General features: G+C 44.6%; 14 protein-coding genes. 3 read left to right on the forward strand and 11 right to left on the reverse strand.

Annotated elements, in window-relative coordinates:
- Positions 1–188 precede the first annotated feature (188 nt).
- Together L1D22_RS06305 and L1D22_RS06310 are read right to left on the reverse strand one after the other, a co-directional pair.
- Entirely contained in the window at positions 189–509 is a 321-nt protein-coding gene (locus L1D22_RS06305; RefSeq protein ID WP_048661377.1) for a hypothetical protein, read from the reverse strand.
- Between the two features lie 114 nt (positions 510–623).
- A complete protein-coding gene (locus tag L1D22_RS06310) occupies positions 624–1,703 on the reverse strand; it encodes a helix-turn-helix domain-containing protein (protein ID WP_239829093.1) in 1,080 nt (359 codons plus the stop codon).
- Positions 1,704–1,991: 288 nt separating this feature from the next.
- Between L1D22_RS06310 and L1D22_RS06315 the strand changes: the two genes are divergently transcribed.
- From L1D22_RS06315 to L1D22_RS06325, 3 genes are all read left to right on the forward strand, one after another.
- Entirely contained in the window at positions 1,992–2,381 is a 390-nt protein-coding gene (locus tag L1D22_RS06315; RefSeq protein WP_239829094.1) for a hypothetical protein, read from the forward strand.
- A complete protein-coding gene (locus L1D22_RS06320) occupies positions 2,333–2,920 on the forward strand; it encodes an N-acetylmuramoyl-L-alanine amidase (RefSeq protein ID WP_239829095.1) in 588 nt (195 codons plus the stop codon). The genes L1D22_RS06315 and L1D22_RS06320 overlap by 49 nt, the downstream gene beginning before the upstream one ends.
- Before the next feature lie 425 nt (positions 2,921–3,345).
- On the forward strand, positions 3,346–3,681 hold the full coding sequence (locus L1D22_RS06325) for a hypothetical protein (protein ID WP_016784030.1): 336 nt from the start codon (positions 3,346–3,348) through the stop codon (positions 3,679–3,681).
- 468 nt (positions 3,682–4,149) lie between these two features.
- Here L1D22_RS06325 and L1D22_RS06330 read toward each other — a convergent pair whose 3' ends face one another.
- The 9 genes from L1D22_RS06330 to L1D22_RS06370 all read right to left on the reverse strand — a co-directional run bounded on the left by L1D22_RS06330 (position 4,150) and on the right by L1D22_RS06370 (position 14,968).
- Positions 4,150–6,321: a polysaccharide biosynthesis tyrosine autokinase gene (locus L1D22_RS06330; protein WP_239829096.1), complete on the reverse strand. Its 2,172-nt coding sequence runs from the start codon at positions 6,319–6,321 to the stop codon at positions 4,150–4,152.
- 192 nt (positions 6,322–6,513) lie between these two features.
- Positions 6,514–6,954, reverse strand: a complete 441-nt coding sequence (locus L1D22_RS06335; protein WP_048661373.1) for a low molecular weight protein-tyrosine-phosphatase — start codon at positions 6,952–6,954, stop codon at positions 6,514–6,516.
- Between the two features lie 169 nt (positions 6,955–7,123).
- Positions 7,124–8,257, reverse strand: a complete 1,134-nt coding sequence (locus L1D22_RS06340; RefSeq protein ID WP_239829097.1) for a polysaccharide export protein — start codon at positions 8,255–8,257, stop codon at positions 7,124–7,126.
- Between the two features lie 453 nt (positions 8,258–8,710).
- A complete protein-coding gene (locus tag L1D22_RS06345; RefSeq protein ID WP_239829098.1) occupies positions 8,711–11,023 on the reverse strand; it encodes a YjbH domain-containing protein in 2,313 nt (770 codons plus the stop codon).
- Positions 11,023–11,907, reverse strand: a complete 885-nt coding sequence (locus tag L1D22_RS06350; protein WP_239829195.1) for a capsule biosynthesis GfcC family protein — start codon at positions 11,905–11,907, stop codon at positions 11,023–11,025. Before L1D22_RS06350 ends, L1D22_RS06345 begins: the two co-directional genes overlap by 1 nt.
- A gap of 66 nt (positions 11,908–11,973) precedes the next feature.
- Positions 11,974–12,678 (reverse strand): YjbF family lipoprotein, encoded by a 705-nt coding sequence (locus L1D22_RS06355; protein WP_239829099.1) that lies wholly within the window; start codon positions 12,676–12,678, stop codon positions 11,974–11,976.
- Positions 12,679–12,809: 131 nt separating this feature from the next.
- Complete coding sequence (locus tag L1D22_RS06360) at positions 12,810–13,055, reverse strand: hypothetical protein (protein WP_016784037.1); 246 nt, start codon at positions 13,053–13,055, stop codon at positions 12,810–12,812.
- A 374-nt stretch (positions 13,056–13,429) separates the two neighbouring features.
- Positions 13,430–13,978: a sugar transferase gene (locus L1D22_RS06365; protein ID WP_239829196.1), complete on the reverse strand. Its 549-nt coding sequence runs from the start codon at positions 13,976–13,978 to the stop codon at positions 13,430–13,432.
- Between the two features lie 66 nt (positions 13,979–14,044).
- Positions 14,045–14,968 (reverse strand): NAD-dependent epimerase/dehydratase family protein, encoded by a 924-nt coding sequence (locus tag L1D22_RS06370; RefSeq protein WP_239829197.1) that lies wholly within the window; start codon positions 14,966–14,968, stop codon positions 14,045–14,047.
- Positions 14,969–14,973 lie beyond the last annotated feature (5 nt).

A 14,973-nucleotide genomic window follows, 5' to 3' on the forward strand; every position in this document is an offset into this window, starting at 1 on the left:
GCCTTTTGCCTTGCCTTGCCTTCCATCCGTATTTGGATACGCTACCGCCCTTAGGTTTGGCTCCTAAAGGCAATAGTAACAAGTTGTTCGCTTTATGCGGTTTTTATACGCTTTTAAATACGCAGCGTATTCTAGCAAAGTCAGTGCATATTAACCAGTTTGAAAACTGTCCTTTCCTACCACGAATTTCACAAAGCGTTCACCCACCGCACGCATTGTACGTCGTGTAGGAACTGAGTGCCTATGAAGTAGCGGTTTTCTTGTGCTGTCTCGCAATAGCGCTTTTCTATATCAATGAAAATATTGCCGTTTCGGTATAACGAGACAAAGCTTGGGTTGTTGTTTACCGCCAAAAGTTCTTTAATTTCTGTGCGTGTTAACCCTTGTGGGTAATGCTTAACAAGCAAGGTCAAAAACTCGCCAATGCGCCCTTCCACTCGCGCTATCTCTTTTGCCAAAATGGTGGCTTTTTCTTCCGTTGTCAGTTTTTTTAGGCTGCTATCGTCCATGTTGCCCTCTCCCTAATTCTACTTTTGTCTCTTGACGTTTTTTGTCTGTTTTCGTTTTTGATTTACCCAAGCGATTGCTCAGCTTTGCTTTTGGTCGTCTGAATAATCGAATGGTCACTGCTTAGAATCAGCACTCGACGACTTGGATTGAACTAGGGCCTTGATACGCGCTTCAAACGGGTTAGTGGTGCTTTTGGCTTTGTAGTCCGCTAACGCCTGAGTAACAGGTGTCGGTTGTTGTGACTCCACTGGCTTAGCAAATTGCTTAGGGTTTGCTGTTGCTCCTGATTTTTCCGCCTTGCGGGATTTGGCTGATGCAGAAGCGCTTGTTGGTTTACTCGCCCCTGTTTGTTTAAAGGTGGGTGATGCTCCCTGCTCAGTATTGGTTTGAGTCTTGATTTGGGCCTTGGCTTTGGCGCTTCTTCTTAGCCAACCATTCACAAAGTGGCCAATGTGCTCAAAAGGCTTGCGCTTGTCGGGGTTGATGTACAGCCACGTTTGCATGGCATGCAGTTCTTGCAGCACATCTAACTTTGGGTAGGTGCGTTCTAAGATTTTGTAGAACTCATGATAAATGGGCGCGTTACCTTCTTTGGTGAGCAGGTGAATCACGGCTTCGTTCTGTTGGCTTGTTGGTTTTGCCCCCTTGGCTGGAGGTATCGCTAGCTCTTTTTCAAAGGATCGTGCTGCTTCAAGAGGCGGCTCAGCTTCAAGAGTCGGAGCCGTTTCAAGTGCCTTTTCTGCTTCAACGACTGGGTGTGTTTCAACAGTAATGTCTGTTTTATGTTCTTTATGAAAGATTATGTGTGACAGGTGATCACTCTCCGTGTTGGATCTTGAGTCACCCAGGGGAGTGTCTGAATGGTCTGTTTGGTCTAAACCTCTATCTGCTTGGTTTAAATCGGCCTGTTCAATGTGGCAACCACCGGGCAGGCGTAGCTGATAGATATTGCTGCGCTGGCGTCCTGAATCGTCAAACCGCTTTATCCGCTTCACAAACCCTTGCTTTTCAAGTTCGTTAACGTGTCGTTTAACGGTTCTTACCGACACTTCGCAATATTGCGCTAAATAATTTAAGGAAGGGAAACACACGCCACGCGCGTCGGCATTATCCGCCAACTTTAAGAGCACCAACTTGCTGATAGGCGAACCGGTTTTCATCGGCATAAAAGAGAGAATAAGAGAAACACACATGAATAACGCTCCTTGTTAGCTGGTCATTCCTATAACGGGCTATTGACATAAAAGAGCATTAACACCACTTTTTTATGCATTAGGGGCAACAGTGAGGCGGGATAAAAAGTAACAAAAAGTGTTTTTCCTGCTCACTCTCATCAATATGCAACAAGAGCAGTACCAAAACTGATAACCTTCGAAGCACCTCTCACTTTTCTGTGTTCCTCCGTTTTCGCGTTATTACCGCCAACCCCAATCAAGAATGTTGAAGTACATTGCCTTCCCCATACAGCAATAAGGTGATGAATGAAGGCGATAGTTTCTCTTTTTATTTCAGCGTATCAACCCGCAATGGCGAGCATCGAGTGCCGTGCTCGCTCCGTTAATCAATCACGCCAACCATTGTTGTGTGATGAGCAACGTTTTGAAGATGCTCGCTATGAGGATATTTGTTGGATGATCAGCCGAGCACGGCGCGCTCAACCACTGGGTTATTACGTGATGTATTTACGTTATGTCGGCTACCACTCAGGTTATGCAAAAACTGTAGCAACCCGTTTGCGACAACACATCGCACTGCACCCTAATTTAAAAGAATCGTTATCAACGCCTTTAATCACTTGGTTACAACAACACGAGGATTTATTTTGTCAAACACTCCACCAGCAACTGATCGAGTTCCACACCAACCATTAGAGGCTTCTGCTGATTCACAAGAGCAGGCTGACTCGGAAAAGCGAAGCCCTTCGTTAGAGCCTTGTTTTTCGCTTTCGCCCTATTCCTTTAGCCTGGTTTCGGTTTTAATCCGTTTGCCTCATTATCCGGCATTCTCATTTATTACAGTGCATTGCAGCGCCACACCGCCAGACCAAGATGTTCACGTCGCCGATATTCGCCGATGGCATAAAAAGAAAGGCTGGCGCGATGTGGGGTACCACTTTGTGATTCGTCGCAATGGGGATGTCGAACTGGGCAGGCCGCTGTCGCAAACCGGCGCGCATGTGAAAGGGCACAACAAGGACAATATTGGGGTTTGTCTGGTCGGTGGTTGTAATGCCGAACTGCAACCAGAAGACAACTTCACGCTTGCGCAGCGTAAGGCGCTGTTTGGTTTGATGGCTGCACTGCAAGAGCAGTTTTTGATTTCAGATGAGAATGTTAAGGGGCATAAAGATTGGGGCGTGAATAAGGCGTGTCCGGTTATGGTTTTAAAAACAGATACGGGATGCGAGTAAACGAGATGCGAAGAGACTAAAAGCAGATGCGAGTGACGAGTAAACGGGATACTAAGAGCTTGAAGAGCAGTTGCGAAAAGTGAGGACAATAAAGTGAGAGTGGTGCTTTTAGCTCCTCCCCTTTATCACGATTGTTACTTGTGTAAAAAATATCAATATAAGGGGAGGCTGGGAGGGGTTGGTTAGGCATGAGCTAGCAACCCCCTCTAACTCCCCCTTTTATTAACATCACCAATCACAATAGTCCGGTGTTCAAGGGGGAGGACAAAAAGCTAAGTCTTCGAATAATTTGAAGTGCAGATGTGGGATTCGAAGAGACTAAAATCAGATTCCAGATACTTCGTTCCTCGCCTCTAAAGCAACAGAATGGCGGACGAGAAAGGCGAGAAAGGCGGTATATAACCATTAATCAACCAAGGGGCAGTATGACATTGTTCGGGAGAATATTCGGGAGCCAGTCTTCCATTAACAAAGGGTTAGATGCACTCACCAACACAGGAGATGCGATGTTTTTTACTGATGAAGAAAAAGCGAAGCACAAACTGGCACTGCTTAAAGCATATGAACCTTTTAAGTTAGTACAGCGCTACATTGTGTTGTTGTTCACCATTCCTTATGTGGCACTGCATGTCATGGTAATTTTGGGTTGTATGCACGGCTACGATTGGAAGCCGTTGGGGGAAATGACCAATGAAGCGTTTGGTTATCCGGTGTTAGCGGCAATTGGTTTGTATTTAACAGGCGGGGTTGTGAAGAAGTAGAAGAGCAGATGCGAGTAGCGAGTAAACGGGATGCGAAAAGCGAAAAGAGCAGATTTGAATGGTGCTTTTAGCTCCTCCCCTTTATCACGATTGTTACTTGTGTAAAAAATATCAATATAAGGGGAGGCTGGGAGGGGTTGGTTAGGCATCGCTAGCAACCCCCTCTAACTCCCCCTTATATTAACACCATCACTCACAATAGTCCGGTGTTCAAGGGGGAGAACCAAAAGCTAAGTCTTCGAATGATTTAAAGTGCAGGTGCGAGTGGATAAATAATAGATACGGGTAACGAGTAAGCGGGATGCGAAGAGCTTAAAAGAATAGACGCAGGTAGCGGGTAAACGAGTAACGAAGAGATAAAAAGATGAAGAGCGGATTCGAGTGGTGTTTTTCATTCTCGCCACTCGTATCTGCCTTTTAGCTTTTCGTTTACCCGATTACTCGCATCTCGTTACTGCTCTTTAGCTTTTATTTCTTATCGCTCGAATACGCGTAGTTGTAGTAACCGTAGCCGTATGAGCTTGATGCTTTCTTCTCGATCGCGTTGAAGATAACGCCTTTCACTTCGATACCTGATTGTTCAAAGCGGTGACGAGCTACATCGATCTCTTTAAGGGTGTTTTGACCGTAACGCGCCACCATTAATGTGGTACCCGCAAAGGCGCCGACAATGCTTGGGTCGGTTACCGCAAGTACGGGCGGGGTATCGACAATCACCAAGTCATACTCTTTTGATGCCCATTCCATGAGCTCTGCAAAGCGTGGGTGCATCAACAGCTCAGAAGGGTTGGGTGGCACTTGGCCGCGAGTAATAATGTCTAGGTTCTCTACCGGTGTTGCTTTAATCGATTGAGCAAACTCTTGCTTACCGCTTAACACATCAGAAAGGCCGTTGTCCCAGTTCACACCAAAGCTCTGTTGTAGGTAACCTTTACGCATATCGGCATCAATCAACAATACTTTTTGGCCTGTTTTAGCGGCTACTGCGGCAAAGTTGGTCGAGATGAATGATTTACCAATGCCCGGTGCAGGGCCTGAAATCATCAGAATATTGTTTTTCGCTTCTAGCATCGCAAAGTGCAAGCTGGTACGAAGGCCACGCAGTGCTTCAACAGAAAGATCCGCAGGGTTAGATTCAGCCAGCAGCGCTTGAGCTCCCTGAGTTTTCTGTTTCTTGGATTTGAATCGGTTGCTCAGCTCTATCTGCAAATCAGATTTTGGTACCGCTGCGTAAACAGGAAGGCCAATTTGTTCAATTTGATCAGGGCTTTCAACACCGCGGTGGAACGCCGCTTTAACCAATACAAACGCGACACTTAACATGCCACCCAGTAGTGTAGCTAATACAACAATCAATGGCTTTTTCGGTTTAACAGCGCGAGCATAGGCTTGTGCGTCATCTAGGATACGAACGTTACCTACGGTGCCGGCTTTAATAATGCTCAGCTCTTGAACCTTGTTTAAAAGCTGGATGTAGATCTGTTGGTTTACTTCAACATCACGTGTCATACGCAGTACTTCACGTTGTGTTTTCGGTAGCTTTTGTACTTGCTTGTTCAGGCGCTCTTTTTCGCCCAATAGCGTTTTACGCTTATCAAGCAGGGCTTTGTATGCAGGGTGATCTTTAGTGAAGCGTTGGCTAATTTCGCTCTCTTTGAACGTCAGTTCGTTCAATTGCGCTTCAAGCTCAACCATTACCTTGAGCGTCGATTGCGCTTCTAAGCCCAAATCGATCGATTCGTTCTTCTGGCGATAATTGTTGAGTGTGTCTTCATAGCCCGTTAACTCAGATTTAATACCAGGAAGGTGACTCTCTAAGAACTGTAGGCTCTTCTCTGCTTCCGCTGAATTACGTTTCACGTTTTGTAAAAAGTAGATCTGGCTGATATGGTTGAGTATCTCAGAGATCTGCTGCTTGTTTTCACCTTCAAAGCTTAGCTTCAAAATGCCGGTTTGCTTACCTTGCTCAGAAAGAGACAAAGACGATTTCAGCCATTCAATCGCTTCTAATCGGCTACGTTTGCCAATCGAGAATTCGAAATCATTGTGCGATTCGAAACCAGCCACAAACAAGCTGTAATCATCAGAAGTTGCAAGCTCACCCACTTTACCTTGCAAGATAACGCGTTCATCGTCACGAACCAGTTGGTAAGTACCTTGTTCGGCATCGAGAATCTGAATCGTGTGCCCGTAATCGCTCGCATAGCTTGGCAAGGTAAAACGGCTCACTGCGATGTGATTGATGTCACCGGTTAGGCGTGCAAACCCTTTACCAACGATTGGCGCATAGTTTGGAGAGGTTACGGTGGTTAAATTGAATTTATCAACGGTTTCGCCCAAGATCATACGAGATTTGATGATCTCGACTTCAGTCGTTGCAGAAGATTCCTGAGAGAACAATTCGCCCATGTCACCGACCATCGATGAAATGCCGCCAGAGCTCTTCTCTTCAATTTGAATCAGAGCATCGGCTTTGTATATCGGAGTCGAAAGTAGCGCAAACGCGATACCGAACACAGCAAAAGCAAATGTGGTGAACATGATTAACCATTTAGCGTCCAACAGGATACCAAGCAGTTTCCCTAAATCTATCTCATCAGAATTATCTGTGTGTGATTGCTGAGAGGGTTGTGTTGTCATTTGTTTGCTACTTCCTAAACTAATATTTTGAAGATAAGTGACGTACGGCTTACGTACCCTTACCTCTTATGTGATTCTATTGGTGGCGATTCAAGCTTAACGGCTTAAAGCTAAAGGCTAAAGGCTTAAGGCTTAAGGCTTAAGGCTTAAGGCTTAAGGCTTAAGGCTATCTAGATTAAATGACAGCATCCATTACAGTTTTTTCGCCCAAGCTTGTGCCGCTTCGTCAATCAGCTGGTAAGCATGTTCAAACGCTTCACGGCTTTGACGATACGGATCGGGAATGTCTTTTTGACCAATCCACTGACCAAACAGCATGGTTTTACCACGCGCTTCTGGTGATATTTGAGTGAGCGCTTCTAAATGGCCCTTCTCCATCACCAAGATCAAATCATACTGCGCACAAAGCTGTGGCGTCACTTGCTGAGACTGATGATTTTCAACATCGACCCCATTTTCAGCGGCAATTAAGATTGCAGTGTCGTCTGCAGGCTTACCGATTAAGCGACTTTTTTCAGCAGCAATACCGGCCGAAGCCACTTCTTTGTTAGGAAGCAAGCTTTGTAAAACTCGCTCTCCCGTCGGGGAACGACAAATGTTGCCCACGCATACGACTAAAATTTTATTAAACATAACTGACTTCTAATTCTACTGGCTTATAAGCTGAACGTACCTATAAGCTAAATGATTTAATAAACGAAACAAGTTTTTATACTGAGTTTACCAACAAACTGTCATGTATTTATGGGCATAAAAAATCAGGTCACACGCTAAATGCAACCTGATGATTAATATTCAGTGATTACCAATTACGAACGCGCAACATACCTTCGGTTAGGTCGTTGAAGCCTGAAATGGTCGGTACAAGCTGACCAATAACACGGTTCCAACGGCTGATTGGTGCTGCCGTTACGTAAACAATGTCGTAAGGTTTTAAATCAAACTCGGTGCCAATCACCAATGCAGAGGCATCTTCCATATTCAGTTGGTAGATATCGGCCATGCGTTCAGATTTATCATCCGAAGTGCGAATCACAAACACGCCCGTTGCATCTGCCGTTAACTGGTTAATACCACCTACGTTGCTAAGCGCTTCCGTAAGGCTCATGCCAACACGGTCGATCTTCAACAATTGTGGGGCATTCACTTCACCCATCACGAATACTTTTTGATTATCGTTACGCGGTACGTGAACAATATCACCAGCTTGCAGTAAGCGGTTTTGAGTTAAGTCACCACGTTGCATCAAACCATAAAGCGAGATATTTTCTTCCACGCCATTACGGGTTAATGAAACATTACGCCAATCAGCATCTTCAGACAAACCACCAGAGCGGTTCACGGCATCCAGTAATGTTAAAGGGATATTGGTGATTGGCTGCTGGCCAGGTTTTGAAACCTCACCGGTAATGTATGTTTTCTTCGATCGGAAAGCCGCGACGTTCACATCAACCTGAGGGCTTTCGATGTATTTCGCCAAACGTGTCGCTATATCAGAACGAATTTCACGAACGGTTTTTCCTGCCACTTCTACTGTACCAATGTATGGGTAGAAGATAGTGCCATCAGCATGAACCCAGTTACCTGCTTCGGTACTGCTACGGTAAGAGCCCGCAGGAATGGTCAGTTCAGGGTGATCCCAAATGGTGATGTTTAGGATATCACCGACACCTACTTGGTATTCATACTTGGCGATGTCTACGTCGAGTTCAGGGTTCGCTTGTGACACCGACAATGTACTGGTTTGGTAACTCGATACTGATTGTGCCGTCAGCGGGTAAACATTCACCACTTCAGAAATATCAGACTCTTGTTGTTCCTCAGAAGGCTGAATCACATTCTTGCCACCAGTAGACAGGTGAGTACCTGGAGTCGTACAGCCTGCAAGCAGTGCAGGAAGGAGCGCTATAAGGAGACGATTTTTATTAATCTTCATGTTAACCAAGTTCATAGAAACGGAATGTGTCGTGATACCCCGAAGGATACCCAAAGGAAGTTAAGCGAGTCATTTTATCAGCTACGCAGTATTTAATAGAGCCAAGGAGTGAAAGAGCTGTGATCTTACTCCCATTTACGATTGGGAAGTGGGACGCTACCGCCCTTTGATATTCCGCGACATAACACTGCGTAATTAATGTGCCTCTATCTATTTGGAATTGAGATAGAAGTTTTTTGTCGTAAACCGTGTCAAAGACCTTACTTCCACACGGTTATTTTATTGCGTAAGCATTATCCACAATCTGTGCTTATTATCAACCTAGTTGAATGCTCTCAAGGTGAAAGAGCTTCAAGGTTAAAGAGCTTAAGGGCTGATGCGAGAGCCTAGGAGCGGATCCAAATAGTTGAAAACCTATGAATCCGTAACTCTTAGACTTCGCCATCCAAAAATCTACTTAACGCTGCTTGGTCTTTGGAACCAAGGTGAGCGAGCATCGGTTTGATCGAACAAGTTGTATTGCTTATTCAACACTTGGCCGCCGTCACGCGTGATCGGTAACCAGGTAAAGCCTGCGCGGCTTGAGCTTGGCTTCACGGTAACGAGATCAAACGGAATTGATACATAGAAGCCTTTGGTATAGCTGCCTTCACCGTACTCTTCCGTTGTCATGTCGGTTAAGCTGACAAACGCACCGGCAATAACGCCACTCTTGAACTGCTTAGAGAAATCGACACGAGTCCCGATATCACCCGCAAGGAATTTACCAACGCCCACTTTAAGCAAGGTATCGCTCAAGAAGTCCCATTGTGGGGTGTAGTAACCGGTGATGAAGCCCGTTGTGCCCTTATCAATCACTTTGTACGTTCGGCTACTGTTATCAGGGTTGACTTGGATCTCTTGATCAAACGTGCCGAACCAACTTTCAGGATCGCGCTGGCTTATTGCAGTCATGTCTGCACCAATGGCCCAGTTTTGGTTGAATGGTCGATACAGGATTTCGCCCCCCACCCCCGCAAACATGCTTTCAAGGTAACCCCCGTAAGCTTGGGTGTAGACACCGCTGCCGTAGTCTTCAAACCAAGTCAGCTGTAAGCGATCTAAGCGAACCGGGTCGTCAACGTAAGAGCGGAACAAGGTTCTTACTCTTGGCGTTTGGTCAGTGCCGTCTGATGGGACGGTATAATTAAACTTGTCGTAGTTATCGACTAAGTTAACGTACAGAGAGCCCGACAGTTCAACATTGTTTAACGCCCAGAACGAAGCATTGGTGTATAAGCCCAAACTGTATAAATAGAAATTTTCAGCCGAACCGAACGATTGAGCGAGGTTTGGTGAAACCGACACATCGATTCGCTCACGCCCATCATGATAGATAACGGATTTCTTACGTTCTAATTCGTGAGTGTGTGAAGCATCACTGGTTTGAGCGTTAAGATAATTGTTGTTCGCCGCCGCTTTGAACGCTTGTGCATTGACCGTTGTCTCGGTAAGTTCCATCGATTTATCATTTTCGATTATTTTGTAAGTATCAATGTAACTCGGTACCGCGTTCGCGATCACGGTCGCACCGCGCTCAACGGCGATATCTCTGTCTCGATATTTAACCTGAGTGCCCTTGACTACAATGCTGTTATCGTCGACCAAAATTTGCGCTTGTTCATAACCAGCGATCGTTTCAAGTTGGCTTGCAAGGGCCGCCATATCAATGTCATCAACCGTCTCGACACCACTCGGGCGTAACTCTGCTGTTTCGGTATCTCGCCACACGGAATACATTTCGTTGAAATTGGTAGAGAGGTCAAAACCGAGGGTTAGCGTATCACCTCGCTCGTAGCTCACTTTAGCCGAACTCCAATCGGTGAAACGGTAAACCGCACCCACGTTCCATGGCGTGTGTTGTGTCATGTCGACACCACCACGTACTACAGGGAAGTCTTGAGAATAATCATTGCCATCGTATTCAAGCTTCAAGGTTAACGGCTTATATGGGGTTTGATATTCAAAGCCACCATAAATCGCCGCATCGCCTTTAAACCAGCGTTCAAAGTCAACACTGCCGCCATTGCCTTTATAATCAGACGGGCGTTCACAATACTTGTCACTGGCTTTACACAATGGGTTAGTGAAATTGCCACTAGTGCCCATGTATCCCCAAGCCATGCCCAAGGTAAAATCAACAGGGCCAAAGCGTTTGGTGGCTGCAACAAACTCGCCATCAAATAAACCGGTACCACCAAAGTCACGTACACCGACCGACACTTCCGGTAAGTAATACCCTTCTTCGATTAAACGCAGTTTAAAGTCGATGCCTTTATCTGTGTATTTGGTACAGCCACTGAATGAGTTCTGAGAGCAGTCTTGGTTACCACCACCGCTATAAAAGAGATCTTGTACTTGTGTATAACGAATGGTGGTTTCAAGCCAAGGCATTACCTGTAGGCTCACGTTATAAAAATAGTACTCATTGTTAAACGATGCACTAAAGTTGAACTCACCTTCTGGTGCCATTCGGCCTGTCGGCATTTGCATTAAGCCAACACCACCAAAATTCATTTGCGATGTTCTGTATTCAGTGTCGTCGAATGACGATTTTTCTGCTCGAATCGAAGAGGAATCAATGGCTGTTTCTGCACGAGCCGTGTCTGTAAAAACCGGGGCAGCAAAAACCGTCTCTGCAAATACAAAGCCACTGTTAGCCATTAACAAAGCGCAGGTAACCGATGTGCACGCTGCCGATAGAGGGAATGATTTCTGTTTCAGCATTACAGGCCAACCTTATGACGTAGCAAATCGACAATATCTTGGTTCAACGTTGAGTATTCCGATGGCAGAGAGTAGAACGCCATAAATACAATAGCACCTGGTGCTAAGTACACCGGCTGTTCGTTCCAGTACGCATATTGAATGGTTTGCACCACGCCATCTGGCTGAACAACATACGCCACACTTTTATCTGCAGATTCACCAACAAAGCCGTTCGGTAATGCATCGAGGTAATCATTCAACGTGCCATGCTCAATCAGATTCATTGTTACCGACTCTTTCATTGCACCCATCAACTGAATTGACGTTGGTCGTTGTGGTAAGTACAGAGAAAAGACTTGAGTTTGGCTAATAGATGCTCTTTTTATGGCAGCAGACGGCTTGTTAGTATGAGAACTTGAAACAAGCAGTGGGTTCTTATCTGATTGAGAGATAACGGCATTACGGTCTAACTCAATAAACACTCGATTGAGATATTGGAAAGAGGCTAATTGTTGGCGCACTAAATTTGCTTCTGGCTCTTCTACTGCGAAAGCTTCAAGCTGGTTCAGTACATTGCGCTTTTTGGCTTCGATATCTTCGTTAGCTTTATTCGATTCGGTATTGGTTTTATCAAACAGTTGAGCTGAAAGGGGGAAATAACCAATAGTACCGTTAGCGTTAGAGCTCGCATTCGCGTTTGCGTCGTCTAATACACGCAGCAGTCGAACGTTAGTTTGGTACTCAAGCGTCACACCTTGAAGAGGAAGCTCGATGGTTGTTTTAACTGAAGAAGTGCTGTCAGGTTTATCAAGAGAAGCAGGCGTAACAAGATCAGAAGCCGCAGAAGCGGAGCTCAAAGCAAACAAAGCGCTCATCATTAACAGAGCTCTCACTACTGGCAACCGACGCCCCGTCATTTTTGACGTATGACTCATATAATTCATCATTTTAGTTCATTACCCTGTTCGTTAATTGCTTTGATAATGCTTAAGGACGGTTAACTCAAGCCTTGTCATATCAGGGCCTAAATACTGTATGGTTTTTACCACTTTGCCTTTGCTGTCGACCCAATATTCGTTGGTGATGTCTTGTTCTAACATTGGGAATTGAATTTTTTCTTGGAACTTCTTGGTATCGATAGACGCTAACGGAGTTTCAACCGTGTCATTTCCCGCATACGTTCGGGTGATGTCCGCTTTATAGCCGAATCGATAGTTAGGTTGCCAGTCGTAAACCGCTTGCCACTTTTGAGCTCCGGGGTTGGCAGACACATCAAACGCAGAAGAAGAATCGGCTGACGAGTGGTTTCCAGAAGAGAACGAATTTAACGGTTGGAATGCCAAACCAGAAAGGTTTTCGTAAGGAAGCAATAGCGTTTGTACGACACGTCCATTTTCAGTGACGATCATCGCTTTGTCAGAAGACATCCACTTTAACTGCTCTGCGCCCGTTTGCGGGTTTTCACCGACGTACGCTAAGACCATGAAGATTTTACCTTGGTCATTCACTTCGGCGTAAATGCTGGAATAAGGTAAGTTTTGAATGTATTCCTTCGACAGCTCAACATCAGAGCTTCCAAAAAAGGCTTCATCAAAAGTGGAATTGACGTCTTGAAACTGCTGAGAACAACCAGCAAGAAAAAGACCAAGGGATATGATTAGAGGTTTAAGCATGACGAGTTCTGCTTCCTAGCAATCTTGTTGCTGATGTCCAATATGAAAATCTGATATAAAAAAAACCACTTTATGCTTTCACATAAAATGGTTTTAAACATACGTTAACTAAAACATGTATTACTCAAAAATTATCGAGTAGTTGTTGTAGTCGTTGCGCCGCTTTCGTTAGAAGCAACGGCTACTGCTGCCGCTGCTGCTACTGCTGCTGTCGCAACTGCAACGGTTGTTGCTGTGCCAGCTGCTGCTGCAGATGCACCAGCGCCTGCTGCTGTACCAGTACCAGAACCAGTGCCCGCTGCTGCTGTCGTTTCAGCTGCGAATGCAGCACCTGAGAAGCTAACTGCTAATGCAGCTGCTAGAGCCATCTTTTTCATAATGATTTCCATTAATATAAACGTTTATATGTAGAGGGTAAGTTTTACACCCTCAATCAGTTGCTCAGCTTAAACAACTGATTAATCATGATAGATAATAACCACAATCAAGTAAATGGATAAATCATAAGCAATACCTTTAATGCGTTATTTAGGAAATAGCCTCACACAAATATGAGTGCAAAGCCGAAACCTATCCCCATGCTAGTGCCTATGCAAGATAAGATAAGGTAAGCACACAAATCGATTGTTAAGCTAACAAGATTAACCTCTGCCAACCTCAGAAGGTAAAACACACCTGAGCCTAGAGATAAGATGCAGCCAACTGTTTGCTATTAGCTGCTTGCTATTAACTGTTAACTATTAACTATTAACTACACTCTGTCGCCAGAGCCTTTGCCTAACACGGTTTGAATAATGTACTGGAAATACAATTTAGTATTCAGCGTGTTAATCATGCGTTGATCCCATTCCGCCAGTTTTTTCGGTGTCGACATATCGATATCGTTGATTTGAGCTAATCCGGTTACACCTGGTCTTACCGCGAGTACACCTCTTGATTCTCTCTCATCAATCAACTTTTGTTGGTTAAACAGGCAAGGTCTTGGACCAACTAAACTCATTTCACCTTTAAGTACGTTGTATAACTGAGGCAGTTCATCAAGCTTAGTTTTACGCAGGAATCCACCGAGCTTAGTCACAGAACTCGCTCCAACTAGATGAGTCGCAACAGATTTTGTTTCCACTGGCATGGTGCGAAATTTAACTAAAGTGAATGGTTTTTTGTTACGCCCTACTCTTGTCTGAAAAAAGACAGGGGAACCCGTATCAAAATAGCCGAGGATACAAATAACAACAAATACAGGCCAAAGGAACAACAAGCCAAAGAAAGCAAAAATAAAATCTAATATACGAATCAAAATGTAAGACCTATTATAAAATATCGGTGGCAAAACGTAAGTCGATGTGAGTACAGAAGTACGAGGTAATTATTTAGGTATTGAATCAAAACCATCACAAGGTTTCCACCCCAACATCTTTCTAGCCTTAGTATTATCTACTTCAAGATCATCAAACAATTGACTAGCCATAGCCTTCTTCCCCAGGAGTGCTGCAACCATACGCATAAGTGCGACGGGAAAAGGAAAGTTTATCGTATTTGTTTCTTCAACTTTGCTTAAAATGTTAACCAATTGTTTTGTCGAAACGGGTGTAGTATCAGCAGCCAAAAACACTTGATTAGAAGCTGCCGGGTGAGTAATGCACAACGCCAACAATGACACTAAATTCTCAATTGAGACAAAACTTTTGCGGTTTGCGACTAAGCCGAATGGTAAAAATGGACATTTAGTGGCTATTCGAGACAATCGTGCAATGTTTCCCGGCGCACTCTTCCCATACACTAAAGCAGGTCGAATAATAACAAGTTCGATGTCACTTTGAGCAGCCGCTAGGGTAAGTTGTTTTTCTGCTTCATATTTTGAAAGAGCATAATCAGAAGCTGGCTCGGGGGAATCTTGTTCTGTGAATGGTTTTCCATGAGTAATATTGCCGGTGACACCAATACTACTTACAAAAATAAAACGTCGGACACCATTCTTAACGGCTTCATCAAACAGGTGCAATGTCGCTTTAGTATTAACCTCCCTAAACAAGTCGATAGGAGAAAGGGCTGTATCATCCAAAATATGCGCCCTACCAGCAAGATGAATGACGACATCAACACCATCAATCGCCCTATTCCAGTTTGTTTTGTCAGATATATCACCAGTAACAACAGTTTCAACAGATGGAGGGAGGGCTTTGCACTTACCATCCAGTTGACGTACGGATGTTCGCACCGTGAAATCATTTTGTAAGAATGTAACCAATTCTTTACCAATAAAACCGTTACCGCCAGTTACTAAGACCATTTCCA

This window comes from Vibrio sp. Isolate34, assembly GCF_022397915.1.
Taxonomy (GTDB): Bacteria; Pseudomonadota; Gammaproteobacteria; order Enterobacterales; family Vibrionaceae; genus Vibrio.